General features: G+C 40.0%; 19 protein-coding genes. 11 read left to right on the forward strand and 8 right to left on the reverse strand.

What is annotated here, in order from left to right; translation table 11 throughout:
- Positions 1-28 precede the first annotated feature (28 nt).
- Entirely contained in the window at positions 29-388 is a 360-nt protein-coding gene (locus tag BLR84_RS06825) for a helix-turn-helix domain-containing protein (RefSeq protein ID WP_090466318.1), read from the reverse strand.
- A 626-nt stretch (positions 389-1,014) separates the two neighbouring features.
- Here BLR84_RS06825 and BLR84_RS06835 point away from each other — a divergent pair.
- Positions 1,015-1,353 (forward strand): hypothetical protein, encoded by a 339-nt coding sequence (locus tag BLR84_RS06835; RefSeq protein ID WP_143013850.1) that lies wholly within the window; start codon positions 1,015-1,017, stop codon positions 1,351-1,353.
- 135 nt (positions 1,354-1,488) lie between these two features.
- On the opposite strand, the gene BLR84_RS06840 is transcribed toward BLR84_RS06835, so the two are convergent.
- Together BLR84_RS06840 and BLR84_RS06845 are read right to left on the reverse strand one after the other, a co-directional pair.
- Complete coding sequence (locus BLR84_RS06840) at positions 1,489-1,902, reverse strand: hypothetical protein (RefSeq protein ID WP_090466326.1); 414 nt, start codon at positions 1,900-1,902, stop codon at positions 1,489-1,491.
- A gap of 47 nt (positions 1,903-1,949) precedes the next feature.
- A complete protein-coding gene (locus BLR84_RS06845; RefSeq protein ID WP_090466328.1) occupies positions 1,950-2,132 on the reverse strand; it encodes a hypothetical protein in 183 nt (60 codons plus the stop codon).
- Between the two features lie 198 nt (positions 2,133-2,330).
- Between BLR84_RS06845 and BLR84_RS06855 the strand changes: the two genes are divergently transcribed.
- Entirely contained in the window at positions 2,331-3,032 is a 702-nt protein-coding gene (locus BLR84_RS06855; protein WP_090466332.1) for a S24 family peptidase, read from the forward strand.
- A 58-nt stretch (positions 3,033-3,090) separates the two neighbouring features.
- On the opposite strand, the gene BLR84_RS06860 is transcribed toward BLR84_RS06855, so the two are convergent.
- Entirely contained in the window at positions 3,091-3,396 is a 306-nt protein-coding gene (locus BLR84_RS06860) for a hypothetical protein (RefSeq protein ID WP_090466334.1), read from the reverse strand.
- 507 nt (positions 3,397-3,903) lie between these two features.
- Here BLR84_RS06860 and BLR84_RS06865 point away from each other — a divergent pair.
- Positions 3,904-4,404, forward strand: coding sequence for a GNAT family N-acetyltransferase (locus BLR84_RS06865; protein WP_090466336.1), 501 nt, complete (start codon positions 3,904-3,906; stop codon positions 4,402-4,404).
- A 248-nt stretch (positions 4,405-4,652) separates the two neighbouring features.
- Complete coding sequence (locus BLR84_RS06870) at positions 4,653-5,006, forward strand: DUF2489 domain-containing protein (RefSeq protein WP_090466338.1); 354 nt, start codon at positions 4,653-4,655, stop codon at positions 5,004-5,006.
- Positions 5,007-5,099: 93 nt separating this feature from the next.
- Here BLR84_RS06870 and BLR84_RS06875 read toward each other — a convergent pair whose 3' ends face one another.
- From BLR84_RS06875 to BLR84_RS06885, 3 genes are all read right to left on the reverse strand, one after another.
- The gene (locus tag BLR84_RS06875; protein WP_090466339.1) at positions 5,100-5,402 is read right to left on the reverse strand and encodes an RNA recognition motif domain-containing protein; all 303 of its coding nucleotides are present in this window, start codon (positions 5,400-5,402) and stop codon (positions 5,100-5,102) included.
- Positions 5,403-5,564: 162 nt separating this feature from the next.
- Positions 5,565-6,161, reverse strand: coding sequence for a hypothetical protein (locus BLR84_RS06880; RefSeq protein ID WP_090466341.1), 597 nt, complete (start codon positions 6,159-6,161; stop codon positions 5,565-5,567).
- A gap of 166 nt (positions 6,162-6,327) precedes the next feature.
- Positions 6,328-7,581, reverse strand: coding sequence for a BamA/TamA family outer membrane protein (locus BLR84_RS06885; protein ID WP_090466343.1), 1,254 nt, complete (start codon positions 7,579-7,581; stop codon positions 6,328-6,330).
- 370 nt (positions 7,582-7,951) lie between these two features.
- On the opposite strand from BLR84_RS06885, the gene BLR84_RS06890 reads away from it, so the two are divergent.
- From BLR84_RS06890 to BLR84_RS06915, 6 genes are all read left to right on the forward strand, one after another.
- The gene (locus tag BLR84_RS06890) at positions 7,952-8,413 is read left to right on the forward strand and encodes a terminase small subunit (RefSeq protein WP_090466345.1); all 462 of its coding nucleotides are present in this window, start codon (positions 7,952-7,954) and stop codon (positions 8,411-8,413) included.
- A gap of 274 nt (positions 8,414-8,687) precedes the next feature.
- On the forward strand, positions 8,688-9,938 hold the full coding sequence (locus tag BLR84_RS06895; RefSeq protein WP_090466347.1) for a PBSX family phage terminase large subunit: 1,251 nt from the start codon (positions 8,688-8,690) through the stop codon (positions 9,936-9,938).
- A gap of 284 nt (positions 9,939-10,222) precedes the next feature.
- The gene (locus BLR84_RS06900; protein ID WP_090466348.1) at positions 10,223-10,963 is read left to right on the forward strand and encodes a hypothetical protein; all 741 of its coding nucleotides are present in this window, start codon (positions 10,223-10,225) and stop codon (positions 10,961-10,963) included.
- A gap of 229 nt (positions 10,964-11,192) precedes the next feature.
- Positions 11,193-11,636 carry a hypothetical protein gene (locus tag BLR84_RS06905; protein ID WP_090466350.1) on the forward strand — a complete coding sequence of 148 codons (444 nt, stop codon included), beginning with the start codon at positions 11,193-11,195 and terminating at the stop codon, positions 11,634-11,636.
- A 135-nt stretch (positions 11,637-11,771) separates the two neighbouring features.
- On the forward strand, positions 11,772-13,895 hold the full coding sequence (locus BLR84_RS06910; protein WP_090466351.1) for a hypothetical protein: 2,124 nt from the start codon (positions 11,772-11,774) through the stop codon (positions 13,893-13,895).
- Between the two features lie 88 nt (positions 13,896-13,983).
- The gene (locus BLR84_RS06915; protein WP_090466353.1) at positions 13,984-16,035 is read left to right on the forward strand and encodes a hypothetical protein; all 2,052 of its coding nucleotides are present in this window, start codon (positions 13,984-13,986) and stop codon (positions 16,033-16,035) included.
- Here BLR84_RS06915 and BLR84_RS06920 read toward each other — a convergent pair.
- Complete coding sequence (locus tag BLR84_RS06920) at positions 16,032-16,211, reverse strand: hypothetical protein (RefSeq protein ID WP_090466355.1); 180 nt, start codon at positions 16,209-16,211, stop codon at positions 16,032-16,034. The genes BLR84_RS06915 and BLR84_RS06920 overlap by 4 nt on opposite strands.
- 186 nt (positions 16,212-16,397) lie before the next feature.
- Between BLR84_RS06920 and BLR84_RS06925 the strand changes: the two genes are divergently transcribed.
- Entirely contained in the window at positions 16,398-16,970 is a 573-nt protein-coding gene (locus BLR84_RS06925) for a hypothetical protein (RefSeq protein ID WP_090466356.1), read from the forward strand.
- The last annotated feature ends 128 nt before the right edge of the window (positions 16,971-17,098 follow it).

Genomic DNA, 17,098 nt, shown 5'->3' on the forward strand with positions numbered 1-17,098 from the left:
TTATTATTTCAAGTTTTTTAACGTTCAACTATCCGGCTTTTTTATCCAAATGCAACTGATCGCGCAGATCTTTGATCTCCATTTCGTAAGCACGCATGCGGGCATGTAAAATATCAACCTCGGTACGCATCATTTGGATCTCGGTGATCAGTTTGGCTGATTCAGGCTTGTCTATTTTTTTTTCACCAGTACCCAAAATAAGCCACTCCGGTGAGTATTTAAGTTGGAAACAAAGCTTACGGATCAAATAATAACTGATATCCTGTTTTTGATTGATCACTTTACTGATAAAACCCTGGTCAACCCCTATAGCACCTGCAAGGCCTAGTTGCCCGCCGTGCTCCTTTACAATTACTTTTAACCGCTTTATTATTGCTTCATCAGACATATACAACTGCAATAATAAACAATTTGTTCATTTGGCAAATATTTATTTACGCTTTGCCATCACTATCCTAATCAATACATAACGGGGTCATAAATCATCACCCCTCTACCCTGTACAGTAATTCATTAAGTTGGTTATTATATACCTGAATACTGATTCGGCCGCAGTTGTAATCGGTACTTAGTTTTTTTAGCTGGTCACCTATTTCACTTTTGGTTGAATTTTGGATTAATGCCTCATTTAACCGGTTAAGCTTTTGCCCTAAACTTTGCATAAGCAATAATGGCTGAACATCATTTGTTTGCTTTAAAAGTGCTCTTTGCTTACGACGTTGTTGTTTATCAAATCTCAAAATAAGATAAACTGCCACCGAACCTATAATCAGAAAAAAATAAAATAAACTCATTGCCTCCAAACATTTATATATAATGTTATTACGACGTTTTTACCGAATAGGTTACTTATGGCTCATAAATTCGGCAAATACAAAGTTTATGACATACAACTCAGCCCAATAACCGGAGAATTATTGGCGATGTTTTTTCAATTCCGATTTAAAAAGCGGTACTTTGTAGTGTATAATGGCTGTGGATACAATAAAGCTCAGCTCAAATAGTATATATATCATGAAACCAGGAGACAAGGTAATTTGCATAAATGACAGGATCGATCCTGAAAAAAGCGAAGAAATAAGAAGGGATTTTGAGATCTGGATAACCAAAGATAAAGAATATACCATCCGCGAAATACTGGATAATAATGGCATAGTAACCGGGGTATTGCTGGATGAGGTACACAATTTCCCCAAATTTTTTAAGCTGATCAATCGTTTCCAGGAGCCTGCTTTTGCCCAATGGCGTTTCCGTAAATTGAACTATGCCAGTCAACCCGCCGAGGCGATCAGCGAGGTTGAGGAATTAGTAGAGGCGGAACAAGAAGAAAAACAGCAGATTAAGGTGAAGTAACAGATCCCTGCTGCGCCTAATTCATATCTATTTAAGCCAAAAACGTCTGAGGCAGGGATAATATCCCTGCCTCAGACGTTTTTATAAATTATGATTATAATTCCATTTGGCATAATAAAATGCACAAAAATTTGCTTAATCATAAATGCGGGCAGCCTCAGTTTCAACCAGCTGTGTTAGCATAGTTTTCAAAACAGCTTCACGGGCCCATTGCTGCTCAATTATGGCGGCATCATTCTGATACCATTTCAATGGAGCACTTATTTCAATACGTGCTTTATATACAAAGTTTTTGGTTGGGTGCATTTTACTGCCTTCATAACTGTTCAGGCCCTCTGCCTTTAATATTTTAGCAAACTCACGTGCCTTAATATCAACCTGCAGACATTCGTCCAGTGAATTTTTGTAATCCTGTTTATCTTCCAGCCAAAGCGTAAGCGTGTCGTCGTTTAAGTCGTGGTCTGCAATGGCAATCCGGCTATAATCGTAATCTACAGATATAATAAGCCACCATAATTGATCTTTTAGTTTTTGTGCGATTTTTATCATTGTATTGTTTTTATTTACTGAATAGGGTGTTTTTTTAGGCAGATGTGCTATCTGAAAGCCGGGGTCCAACCGGGCATATATTGCTGTATAGCCGCTATTTCTTTACTATACTTTGCACACGTCTCTATATAAGCCTGGTATCGTATAACTTGTTCATTACCGGAATAAATGGCGGCATTTTGTTGGTCTTGTTCATCTTGTTTTTGAATGGCGGAGTAGGCTATATGCATGGTAAAAAATTTGTGTACGGGCTGGGTATTCTTGATGTTGATTTCTACTCCACGTTTTTCTGTAATAAATATTCTTTAATTTCTTTATTAAATATATTTGCCATTGAAAAAAAATGTAGTACTTTAGTGAAATCAACAAGACAAATATACAGAATAATCTTTACTTTAATCAAGAATAATCTTTAAAAAGTTATCAACATGAATGATACCCCAAAAGCCAACAAGATCAAAACTATTCGCCCGGAAACTCTGGAGTTTATCATACTTTATAACCAACTTAAAGGAAAAGCATTCCTGGGGAACGCTCAGTTATCCGAGGTTCTTGGTTTTAACTCACCAAGCTCTATTACCGAAATAATAAAGAGCAGGCAAAATATAGATCCAGAAAAACTCAGAATATTTAAAGAAAAATATGCAGAGTTTATTTCAGGAGCAAAAACAGATACAATTCAAGAAAAAAATACAGAAAAAAGAACAGAAGAAGGCATCCCAATGTACGAGATCTCGGCTACCGCCTCGGGGGTAGAGGTTTACAATGACATTAATGATTCCATGCCAGTTGGCCGCATGAACTTCCCTGGAATTGAAGATTGCGATTTCGCATTGCCGGTTTGGGGACATTCTATGTACCCTTACCTGGAAAATGGCTGTTGGGTAGCTTTAAAGGTAATACACGATAAAAAAATACTACCGGGCGAAGTATACTATATTGAATGGGGCGAATACCGTATGTATAAAAGATTATTGGTTGGCGATAGTCCTGAAGAAGTAGTTGCCCACTCGGATAATACCACAGAAATGATAGGAAACCGGCTTAAATATGCTCCCTTTATCATTAAAATAGCCGACATTAAAAAATTGTGCCTGGTAAAAGACATCCATAAAAAACACAACCACTGATGTGTACACCATAAGTCCGCCATTGCCTGGTGGGCTTATGGTATTTTATACTACACGCTTAAACAAGCGGCTTGTTTCCTTGCTCAATTCGAAAGATCATGCAATCCAGATCTGTTTTTATGCTTTCCAGTACCTCTCCTAAATCGCTTTTAGACAGATCATCCCTAAATTCGTCGCGTTTGGTATTAGCAATATATTGCAGGTAGGTTGTGATCATAAGGGCATGTTTCTTATCTAAACGTGCGCCATCATATGCTATTACTTTAAATAGCTGTTCTAAATGGGTAAAATAATTACGCGCGTTCAACCTTTCGATATCCTCCGACTCTCGTTTAAGCCATTTTAAAAATTCCACGAGGGTCATAGTTTATACACTTAATTGATTATTTGCCGTTCAATAGTAAATATAGGAACATTGAGATGATTATCATGCCTCCAACCGTTACAGACTTATCGCATTGTATTGATCCTGGCATAAAAGCTTGTGTATTAAAATATAAAATCACTATTTTTGAAATCATAAACCATTGTAAAACAACCAAATAAAACCTATTAATTTCAACTCACTGCAATTAACATGCTGGTTAAAATCCTACATTTCATTAATTACCAACTCAGCGTTGGCAATAAGTTACAGAATATAGCTTTTTATGCCATACTCCTGTTTATGATATGGGTTGTTATCATACAGCTGAAACTCAAACAACACAAACCTTATCGATAGTTAAAAGGAATAGCTACGTCTTTCTCTCCAGCATCATCTACAGCCTGTAATAATAAGCACATAGCTTAAAGGCATACTAACTGCATGTTGATTTAAACCCTATTCTATTTTATAACTTGGCATTCATTATACTAAAAATATATTCATATGCTCATCCGCCTGGCCACATTAAATGATATCCCCCAGATCATGCAACTTATTGTCGAAGTTGTACCTGTTATGATAGCATCCGGAAATCTTCAATGGGACGATCACTACCCTAATATTGCCGTATTTACTGATGATATTAGTAAGGATCAACTCTGGGTAGTGGAGATTGAAGAGCAAATTGCAGGCATTGCCGCAATAACGACGGATCAGGAGCCTGAATACGCCAAAGTTGGCTGGGATATTACAGAGGCTGCCATAGTTACGCATCGCCTTGCTGTGAGCCCTCAATATCAAGGATTGGGCATAGCCGCTACCTTATTACAACAAGCCGAGAACGAAGCCATACGCCGGAATATAAAAACATTACGCATCGACACCAATACCAGCAACCAGGCTACTCAAAAGCTATTTCCTAAACTGGGTTATATCTATGCTGGTGAAATCGATCTGAGTTTTAGACCCGGGCTGAGATTTTATTGTTATGAAAAACGACTTTAAATACCTTTAAAACTATAAAAGCGAATATTCTGTCTCCCAAAAAGCAAGTTAGCCAGGCCTGTACAAAAACCCATCTGAACACAAAAACATGTTTGTTTTTTTTAACTAAGAGGAAAAATTAAATACTTATCAACATTTGTTCGATTTATCAACATTGCAGTAATAAGTAAGATATAATACCCATATATTTATTTAATAAATTACTGATAGCCTCCCGCTACAGTCACCTAAATTATAAAACTAAGAAGATGGAACCTGTAATGATGTTTGTAATTACCGCTATTATTGCTGCAATACTTTTAGTTGCGTTTAATAAACAACAGGAAAGTAAGATAAGCAATCACCTGTACACCAGTGATGTACAACAGATCTACCTACTTACTGCTGCTGAATATAAAATTAATGTTTTAGAGAATCAGCAACAGTTAAACAACACTACTGCCGACTTGAGTATTCAAAAGCCCAATATCGCCGCAGAATTAGATCTGCTTACCACCGCATTTGAAAGCGGCCAAATACCGCTTAACGAGTTAAATTTAAGGCTTGATTATTTATTGGACACCCTCAATATCAGTAGCTCATCAATGATTCAGGCATATTAATCTCAAGAATAGTATAGATAATAAAATCGGAGGGGCATAAAAAAAGCCGGAGTATTCCGGCTTATATCAAAAAAGAATATTCTTACTTCTGGCTTAATTACGTTTAAAGCTGCCTTTTCCTGCCGTGCTATTACCACCGCCATTAAAGCCAGGCCCTTTGTCTTCAGCAATATTAACGGTAATACGGCGACCATAATAACTTGCACCATTCATGCACCTTATGGCTTCTTTCGCCTCATTATCATTAACCATTTCTACAAAGCCAAAACCCCTACTCTCTTTTGTTTCGCGATCCTTAATGATCCTGAGCGATTTAACCGGCCCAAAATCACCAAAAACAGCTGTTAATTCGGCTTCATCTACTTCTAGAGGAAGCCCTGCTATAAATACTTTCATTAATCTCCTTAAAATTTCCGTAAAGGTACAAAAAAAGAGCCGTATTTTGAGCATGAACGTAAAGCAGAAGTGGATATGTTAGTCTTTTTTACCTTTAAATTACGCAATGAAAGTTATTTAAAGGTTATTAAAAAATCCGGCAATAAATTACGAAGAGTTAAATTATTTAAGTTGGAGTTCAAAACTACCCTCCACCCTGTAAAAGGGCGAATTAGCTTTATCGTCCTTGGCTAAAAAGGTAAAGAAAGTTCCCTTAGCTATCAGATTATCATTATTGTACTTTTCAATACTGATTTTTCCGGAATCATCCTTGCCCCCGTATTTAGTTAAAGTATATTGCAATACAGGATTCTTGTCATCTAATTTGAAAAGAAATTGACTACCAGCCACTTTACTGTTCATATTAGCTGCGGCAAAACCAACAGAGCTAATACCAAAACTCATGGTATGAGCCTTGTTTATAGCCGTAATGCCAAAATACTTACTATCACCGCTACGTACATTGATAAAAGCTACGGAGTCTGTAGCTGCGTCAAAAGTATAAGTGGAATCTTCAATGGTAATCTTTAGTGTTCCTTTACCAGCTAAAAAGTTACCAGGGCCATTAGTAATGCTCATGGTGGAAGCGCTATCGGCAGCGGCGATTGACTTAGTGGAATCCATACTCTTTACATTCTCATCTTTCTGGCATGACGAAATAGTCACCGAGATGAGCAAAAGAGCAGAAAATAACCATTTAGTAAACCGAATACTGTTCATAGGCTAATAGATGGCTAAATTTAATAATAAATAGTTTTAATTTTATCAATTTGATGGCTTTAAACAAAAATTTAACATTTTTTTACAATTAATGACCATTATTATTAACCTCGCAAAAAATATTGTATTTGCGGATCTATAAAAAAGATAATCGTAAATAATATCTCTAAAATACTTCGCCAACATTGATGAACAGGCCCCTGGAACCTTCGCGGCCGAAGCCATAATCAATAGCGATGTTAGTTTTGGATACTTTATTGAGCTTGATTCGCAAACCGGGGCCAAAACCAGGCTGAATACTTTGCAAGCCGGAGCCAGGAGCAGCCGAGAATGACTGCGCGTTGATAAAGGCTACGCCACCTAATAATCCGTTGCGGGTGATCCTAAAACGGTATTCGCTTTCCAGGTAAACCATTTGCGCGCCCCTGAATCGTCCCTGGATATATCCCCGGCCCGTTGTGTTACTGGGATCGTAGCCGGTAGCTGGTAAGTCGAGATAGGCGGGGCGTCCGTTGATCACCAGCCAATCGTATGACCAAAAAGCCAATACATTATCAGACTCCGCCGGAAGCTTATAATACTTACGTACATCGATAATTAAAGAACGCCAGGGAGATGTACTACCCAGAAAGGAATAATTATCGCGGTACTGCATCGACGCGTAAAAGCCCCGGGAAGGATTTATAGAATTGTCGCGGCTATCAAACAGGGCGTTAAATGTAATACCTGTTGAAATAGCGCGGGTAATAGGCCCGTATCTTTTATAATCAGAAACGCCGCCGTTAAACTGTCCCTTCTCAGACATGTTCCAGCGATCATCAAAAATATAACCCAAACCAGCATAAAAATTGCCGAATATTTGTTTCAATACCGTTTCCGAAAATCGAAAGAATGAATAATCAAGCGGGTTTTCATCGGCCAGATTGGAATGGCTTCCCAGGCCATAAGTACTTTGCGGATATTTGTAAAACCTGAAATCGCCAATGAAATCATACTTGTTGTTTTTTGTCCATATGTTCGACAACAAGGGAATGATCACCTGCTTTTTTTGAGTATATGCCGGGTTGATTGTAATGGTAGAGATCCGGGTATTTGGGGCCGTTCTAAAAACCACATTGCCAGATAAGGTACCTGCCAGATCTGTTTGCAAGGTATAACCTACCGCGGGCACAATGGAGAACACCGGTTTTGTGGTCACCGAATCGGCCTTGCTTTCTTTGTAATTTTTGTCAAATATTGATTTGATAACATCAAAAATATCCTTTTCAAAAGTGGTATCCGGATGGGCTACTATCAGGGTATCTTTAAATTTGGGATGCCCCAGAGGAATATACCGCTTATCCTGCGCATATGCTTTTTCATTAGCGAAAAAGAAAACTGCCAAAGTAAAGATCAGAACGAGTATTTTTTGTAGGCGCATTACGATAGTACCAGGGTAGATAAATGGTTATCAGCTGCAATAATAAAAATAATAAGCCAAATGGTTGGTTTAATAAACTAATTTGACAGGTATCAAACAAAGGTTACAGCTAAATTTTGCGTTATAAATCCTTACTTTCCAAATATAAAGTACATTGGCTGGCCTACATTTTATGGCCATTTGCCATGTATTGGCATTAGATGGGGGTTCAAAAAATATCAACCTACTTATCAGTCTTTTATAATAAATTACCAAAAAAGTTAGCATTTTATAAATTTATTTCCGATATTTGTTTGTGATTATTCCAATCGGAATTCATTTCATATTCTTTGGATTAAAGATCCTTGCTCACCAATTCAAACATTAATTTATGAAAATTCATACCTATTATTCAAAATCGGCGGCGGTGTTAGCCAACCGTATTGATCAGTATTTTAAACACATTGAGGGTACATCCCATATCGAACAAAAACCAGCGAATGGAAAAGATCCCACCCTAACAGCACAAAAAGTATGGGATCGTGAGCCAGTAGCCGCCACCATCGCGGGCATGGCACTGTTCCTGGGCTTTAGCAGCAAACAGGAGTTTGAGGCTTATGAGCTTAGCGGCAAACATGCCCATGTATTAAAACGCGGACGCCTGCGCTTAGAAGCCGCTTATGAGTCGCGCTTATACCAAACACCTACCGGGGTTATATTTGCTTTGAAAACCCTGGGCTGGAATGATAAACCTGAAGTACAAAAGCCCGCCAAAACCGACAATAACCTCAAAGTGCAGATCGTAAACACCGGTCCCCTACCTGTGGGCAGTGAAAAGGAAGTGATTCTTTGATTTCGGATTTCGGATGTTCGATTTCGGATTTATCTTAATTTCGAATTTTCAGATTTGGAAAGTTGAATTTAATGTTTACGCTATTCAAAATCAAAAATAAATCTTAAAGTTCTTACTCCTTGCTCCAAAAATAAAATCTGAAATCGAACATCCAAAATCCGAAATTTATTAGTATATTTGAATTCATTTATGCCAAATGGCATTTTTAACATAACAAGCTCTCCGTCATCTCTGGCGATGGGGTTTCAACAAAAAAATCTTAACGCTATACATCATGATGAATGACATCAATGCGCCTCCATTTAACGGTTTTGGAGGGTCGGTCCTTTTTGGGCAAAACTATTTCTCCAATGCCCAGGTGATTGTGAACCAGGGTGGCACCAGTTCGGGCAAGACCTACGCCATTGAACAAGTTCTATTTTGCCTGGCATGCCAGACCTCCAAATTAGTGATAACCGTAGTGGCCCAGGATATACCTAATTTAAAAGCGGGGGCACTACGCGATGCCTTAAATATCTACCAGGAATCCGAAGCTTTACAGAACACGGTAAAAAATTTCAATAAAACCGACAGGGTGTTTGAGTTTACTAATGGCTCAATTATCGAATTCAAAAGCTACGATAATGCCCAGGACGCCAAATCAGGAAAGCGCGACTATTTATTTGTGAACGAGGCTAATGGTATAACCTGGGATGTTTATCATGAGCTGGCCCTGCGTACCAAACGACGTATTTTTATTGACTACAATCCCAATATCGGCTTTTGGGTACATGAAAAGCTGATAGGACAACCCAATGTACAGTTGATCATTTCTGATCACCGGCATAACCCCTATCTTGATCAATCTATGCGGGATAAGATCGAATCATTAAAGAAAGATGATATAGAATTGTGGAAAGTATATGCCCGTGGCATTACCGGCAAGATCACTGGCCTGATATTTAACAACTGGTATCTCTGCGAACAGGTACCGCCAGATGCAAAGCTTATTGCTGCCGGCCTCGATTTTGGTTTCACTAACGATCAAACCGGCTGCCTGCTGGTGTACCGGCAAAATGGCGAGCTCTGGGTTAACGAACTGTTTTATGAAACCGGTTTAACCAATACCGATATAGCTGAAAGACTTAAAGCTTGCGGCGTAAGTAAAAGAACGGAGATCATTGCTGATAGCGCCGAACCAAAATCAATAGAAGACCTCAAGCGCATGGGATGGTATGTTACGGGCGCTAAAAAAGGTGCAGATAGTGTTAAAAACTCTATCGACATACTTAAACGTTACAAAATAAATGTAACCCGCAACAGCGTCAACTTACGCAATGAGCTTAACCGCTATAAATGGCGTGTAGATCAATCGGGCAAAACCATTAATCAACCTGTTGATAAATGGAACCACCTGATAGATCCACTGCGTTATGTTGCCTTAAATAAGCTGAAGATCAGCAGCGAAGGTAAACTGAAATCACATTTACCATTTGTGTCAAACTTCCACTCCATAACCGGAGTTTTTGAACAGATGATACGTTAAGGGCTTATAGTTGATGGTTCATAGTTCATAGATGTTTGGAAGAATTAAAATAAATGCTAGGTGCTGGATTTGGCTAAAGCCCATAACTGTTTAATTGTAGTCCGTTGGTTAAAACCAACGGCAATGAAGGATAAATCAATCGCTTTTATTCATTGCCGTCCCATTTATGGGGCGGATTATGGAAATACTCCCTGGCTTTAGCCAAAAACAATCTTCCGAATACCTACCTGTAAACCATAGATCATCAACTTTAGAAAACTATGAACCATGAACCACAATAAACCATGATCGAAAAAACACTCAAAACAATCACCGGCAAGTTATCGGTAAAAATTCCCACGGAATTAAACGAGGTAACACTCGGGCAAATAATGGCCATGCAGCAAAAGCCCGATCTGAATGATATTGAAGCTATCGGTATACTTTCGGGCATTGCTGTTGATGAATTATACAATGTAAAGAGTGTTGACGATTTTCAGGTATTTACCGAGACAGTATTAGCCCTGTCGCACCAGATCAAACACCTGTACAACAGCGAGGTAATACCTAAAGAGGTTGTTTTTATTTTACATGATGCCCGGGAAAAGCAGGTGCAGAAAAATGTAAAAGTAAGCCATGATCTTTCGGTTGAACCGACCGGGGCATTTATGGCGGCCAGGGATATTATTGCCGAGGAGATTAATAACCACATTAAAGAGCATGGCCAGGAAGACTGGCAGGAACGTTTTAACCCGTCATTAAGTGCCTGCTGCCAGGTGCTGGCCCATTACTTTTTTTGCAAGGCCACCGGGCAAAAGTACAATGAATACCAGGCTGAGGAATTTTGTAACGAAATAAAAAAAATGCGGGTAACGGAGGCACTACCCATCGCGCGCCATTTTTTTTTCTGTTATCCCAACTTATGGAAGCCGAAAACCGGTTACTGGCATCGGCTCCTACAGCGCTGGAAAAACGGGCGGGCATCCAGTCGTTCGAGAAATTCAAATATATCAATACCATCAACTCACTGGCCGGCGGCGATATAACCAAATGGGATATCATCATGAACATGCCCTATGAGCGTGTGCTCACCAAACTCCTGCTCAACAAGACCGAAGCGGAATATCAACGGAAGTATAGTGAGGTAGTGAGTGGTTGATTAAGTGAGTGGTTTTTAAATATGTTAAACAACGTAGACAAAACTCACTATTCACTCAATCAACCACTCCCTTAATCAACCACTCACCAATCAACTCAATCAACCCCTCACAAAACATGCGCAACCAAATAGAAGCTATAGTACAAACCCTTACGGGCAACCCTACGTTTGCTTACGGTACACAAACAGAACTCAATACCCTTGCCGATGATGTAACGGCCTTTCCGTGTGTATTCATGTATCCATTACAACCCATTGATGTATCGCCACAGGTTAACGGATCGGTAGACAATGTGTTTACTGCCTACATTGAATTCCTATACCAAACTGAGTTTGGACAATACACTGCAGAAAACGAAACTTTTGTAAACCAGGCTTTGAGGCTGGCCAATGAATTTATTGTAAAAGCCGCCAAATACCGCGATGGCGACGGCCGGTACTTCCGCATCAAGGCGGGCAGCAAGGCTAAATGCCAGCCGGTTTATAATAAGTTCGACGCCAATACTACTGGCATTGGTTTAACTATTTCCTTATCAACCATGTACTTTGATACGTTTTAATTATTGTCTGAATCAGAATTTACAGGATTTTAAAATGTTCAGAATAGAAATGACTTGCATTCGGTTAATTCTAAAATCCTGTAAATTCTGATTCAGACAATAACTCATTCAATAACTCAATAATTAACCACCAAGATGGGCATTTTAGCTATAATAGAAGAAACTAACTGGGTAAGTACTTACCCTGATCAAAACGGAGGCGAGATTGATACTGCCGATGTATTGATATCCATTATTGATACCACGACGGGGCAATATACCAATGGCAATAATTGCGTGGTAACCTACCAGGTCAACACAGATGGCTATTCCAGTACCGAAACCGTTACTGTACCCGGTCAGTCCGTAAAAATATATAGCGGGGTGCTGCGCGAAAGCCATTATAGTCCGCAAGGTGATCCCATTTCCAGTACTTATACCACTTTTTCGATAGTTTCCTTACAGCCGGGAGATGGTCCGCCGCCTACTAATCCGGGTGTGTGCGATCTGAAGATCAATTATGTTAATGTAGATAAACCCGAATCGGCCGTAGGTGCAGCCGACGCGCAGATCACCATTAACGCGTCATCAAGCTATGCCCCTATACAGTACAGCAATAATTTCGGTGCATCCTGGCAGCTGTCACCCACTTTTACAGGCTTAAGCGGAGGACTGGTACAACCCATGGTAAAAGACAGTAACCCATTAGGTTGCACAGCCCAGGCTTTTATTACCATACCAACCACATCCGGTTTATTGATCGATGATCCGTCAGTAAACCTGGGCGGAGGCAATATATCCCGTTGGAACGCGGCCTTTAATCCCATTGTATTTACCTATCAGCGTAAGGATTTTGGCATCATCAGCATCACACAAGACAACGAAAAGGGGTACGCCAAAATAGCGGTAAATACTACGTTGCTTGATTCTAAAACGGGCAAATACAAAGTTGTTACCGGCGACAAGCTATATGTGAATGCCGGCATATATCAGGGTGTATATGTAGTTGATAAAGCAGGTAACAATAACGAAATTACCATTACAACGCCCTTTAATGGCAATGCAGGTGGTTATATCAACATTAACAGTATGCGACCGTATTACAACGTAATTACGCGCATTACCTACCAGGATAAACTTAGTGGCAGGCAAAACACTATCACCGCCACCAACAGACCAAACAATGAAGGGATTATTAAAGCCGACCTGTCGAACTTTTTGCAAAGTTTATTACGTCCGGTTGATAGTAGCGATTATACGCTGACCAATTTCAGGGACGACAACCTGAGCGCCAGCTATCAGATTGAATATGCCGAGCATTATGATGACGGAACAACCGAAGGCTTCACATCGCCCTTTACCCTGCTACCCTATCCGTTTTACGTGATGTATGCCGCCAAACAACTGGGCGAGCGTTATGGTGGTAACCTGGCAGCTTATGTACCTTTTAAAACGATGAGCAACCCTACACTACTGGCCCGCTGGGTAACTGATTTTGCAGAGCCGGCTTACTCCATTAGTTATCCTTTTGACATTGGCTTCATTTATAGTGAAGATCTGCTGGGGCTACAGCTATATGCAGAGCTTATTTTATTGGATATTAACCGTAACCCACTTGCCGGCGGGCAACAAACCAGTTACCTGCTTAATGAGGATGGTTCCTGGTTATTGAATGAAGATGGCAGTTCATTTATCATTGCCGATCAAACACAGATAAACACGCCTCTATCCGCTCAACTGGGGCTTAACCGCCTGCGCATTAGCGGCAGTTTCCCGCGTGAGGCTTTTTATATGAACCTTGCCCTTAAATACAATGACGATCAGAACATTCCCCATACCGTTACCCAAACCCAAACCATCAGGATAGATGATGCTGTTGATGATAATTCCGTTTACCTGCGCTGGATAGGATTAAGCGGAAGCTGGGAATACTATCGTTTTGTCTTTAATCAAGAGGTAAGTTTGGACGTACAGAACGCCGTGATCATCAAGAATTTTGTAAGTGACTGGGAAAACCAGGAAGGTATTGAACAGGTGATCAGCAAAACAGCCGGGCAAAAAATGAAGGTAATGGCCGAGGATCTATCGGTTAATGATATCAAAGGTTTACAATCCATCAAATACTCGCCCAAGGTGCAGATGCTGCTGAACAAAAACCCTGTAAAATGGCAAACCATCGTGATTAATACCGCTACTTACAGCGAGTATGAAACCCGCAACGGGCAGGCGCCATTCAGCGTAACGTTCAATATGCCGTCTATTAATATTCAAACGCAGTAGTGTAAGTTTTTAGTCGTAAGTCATGAGTTCTGAGACTTGATTTTATGACGACGACTTCGTACTTAAGACTCCCGACTTTATACTTAACATGAACCAGATACAACTATACCTCAACAATCAACTGGTCGACCTTAGTGACGACAGCCCCATTGCGCTCACCTTCCAGATCAATAACCTGGCAGAGGTGAAGAACCAACAGGGCAATACCAGCAATCAGTTTAAGCTGCCCTTAACACAGCGCAACCGGCAGATCCTGGGCTTCCCGGATGATGTGTTGTTTACCACTAACCTGCCCTATGATAATTACGAAGCCAGGATCATACAGGATGGACTGGAGATCGTTCCATCGGCTATCGCTCAGCTTAATCTCATTGAGCAGGATACCGCCAGCGTCACAGTGCTCAGTGGCAATGTTGATTTCTTCGACGTGCTGGACGTAAAAATCTATGACATGGGCGATAACACTACCGATATAGGTAAACAGAATGCTTTTGTGCCTTATCAGCATACATGGGATCTGAATAAGGTTGCTCATTCGCAAAACAACACCAGCGGTTATATATGGCCTGTGGTTGATTACGGCCGGATAGCTACTGATTTTTTAAATAACCCTCAAATTGATGTACGCTACCAGCGACCAGGCTTTTTCCTGAAAACAGCTATCGAACTGTTTGCGCAAACAGCAGGGTACAAGATTGATCAAAGTTCGTTTCTGCTCAAACAACCCATGTATGATAAATTGATCGTGCAGTTTGCCAATGACAATTTTGAGCACGGTACCGATTATCAAAACTCTGCAACTCTTGGCGTAAATGCGTCATTAGGCGATGCGCTGAATGTATCGCATCCCGGGGTTCAGAACAATATAGGCACAGTTGTTTTTAAAAACGTGATCAACAGTGATCAAAATTACCAGGCATCGGCCGGCAGATATGTCGCAAAGGCGGTGACTAAAGTTACCATTACGGTAAAAATACCTTCCTTTTATTTCTACGGCAAGTTTGTTGGCGATTATGCCTCCAACTTAGATATCAATATCATTTATACCGATCCTTCAAATGGTGAGCTAAAGTTGGCTAGCCATAATTTCGATCTGAAAAATAATATCGTTATTGATAAGCAATCGGGCTTTTTTAATCTCTTCGCTTATAAAAATACCACGGATCCCGTAACCCTCTCCACCGATGCGGAGTTACCTATAGGCGGGCAGCTGCATGTAGGGTATGAATTTAAAGGCTACACCGGCTCGCGGTTTAGTATGCCCGGCGGTACAGAGCTAACTATTAAGGCTGATAATCAGGACGTATTATTCGGTCAGGATATCCAGTGCGAGCGCATTTTCCCGGATATTACCCAAAAAGATTTGTTGAAAGATGCCCTGCAGCGTTTTGGCATTATTTGCCAAACCAATAATACCACGCGCACGGTTACTTTTTCGTCCTTCCGCGATATTGTGAATAATATACCCGTGGCCACAAACTGGACAAGCAAATGTGTTGATCAGGGCAAAACCGTTTCCTTTCAGCTGGGTAACTACGCCCAGGTAAACACCATAACCTATAAGGAGGATGACGCCATTTTACCCAAAAACTTCGGCAACTCGCAGATCAATGTGGCCGATAAAACCCTGCCTTTAACCACCGCCCTGTTCGAGAGCCAGTTTGCTCCTACCCTTAACCGATCCTACATTGGCGGTAACATGGCGCAGATATTAAAGATAGATACCACACAGGATGCCGATGCTGTTGATTTCAGCATCAATACGCAACCGCGTTTGCTGATAGATCAAAAGATCGACCTGCGCCAGCAAAACGGTGCGCCATCAGTTACCTTTACCGATGGGCTTAACCACATTATGGTGAATGATATCATATCTGTGCCCTATTTTTATAAACCGGGCGGCGAATTCAGCTTACTGTGGGAAGATCTGCGAATAGCCTATTACCCCGAACTGGAAAAGATACTGCGGCAAACCAAAAAGATAGTACGTTACTTTCTGCTCAGCCCGCGCGATATCCTGGAACTTAACCTGCTTATTCCCGTTTACCTGGAGCAGGATGGCTGTTATTACTATATCAACAAAATTGACAGCTGGCGCAGCGGGCAGCCTACTAAGGTAGAGTTGGTGAAGCTGGGTTAAGAGAACATGCCGTGTGTTATCTCCTCAATCGAGTCATTTCCGTAAAAAAACATAGTGAACATGCTCAGATGATCCTGGGTAATAACCAATATATCCTCACGTTTAATGTGATTTTCATTGATAAAGCGGGTAAGGCGTTCATGGCTACTAAAGTAATCGGATTTTAAAACGATCATATGGCTAATTTTTCAATAGGATGATGAACCCGGTATTTTGTTACAGGTTTTGGCCTGGGGTATTCGATCTTATCACTGCAATATTATCCACAACTTTAATTATTATTTGCAATTCATTATTCTATTGTTTATTTTTACTAAAATAATTAGCAAACAAGATTAATAAAACCTAAGCCGTTTTAAAGCATGAAAATTTCCAACTTACTTCTACTTTCACTTATTATTGCTGGATGTAATTCGGCACCAGAAAATAAAATAACGGATAACCGACCGGCTACGCAACTGGCATTAATTAAAAAGTTCAATACGGCTGATTCTCTTTATTTTTATGAGTCAAACGATATAAAAAAGACCGAGGCGCTTGAAAACGGGAAAACTGAATTAATAAAATTTATTACAGATAGCCTGCACGATGATGTTAAGCAATGGCCTGCCGTTGTTCATGAAATTTCTGTTGACAAATTGCTCGATTATATTGATGTTACTTTAAATATTTCAAAAAAGATGGGTAAATATGAAGATCCATCTGAATTCAAAGTTATCATACTCCATTCAAAAGTATCAATGAGCGACACTACGGTTAAAAATCAGTTAAAAAAGTTATTAACCGGCGACCAGATTTTTGTAAATGGTTCATTTGAAAAAGATGATATAGTAGGTGATATTAATTTTCACGGCAATAATTACGATGACAGAGATATATTTTCGTCACCCGAACTTAATTTTAAGATTAAAAGTATAACTAAACAAACGAAGTAATAAATCGAAGATTTATAATACAACTAAATACATTAGAATGATTTTTCGCAAATACGAATATGCCAAATAGCATTTTTTACATAATAGAATAAAGTGGCCTCCTACTGGCGCACGCCTGTCGTGAGTGT

The sequence above is a fragment of the Mucilaginibacter sp. OK268 genome, assembly GCF_900103125.1.
In the GTDB taxonomy this organism is placed as follows: domain Bacteria; phylum Bacteroidota; class Bacteroidia; order Sphingobacteriales; family Sphingobacteriaceae; genus Mucilaginibacter.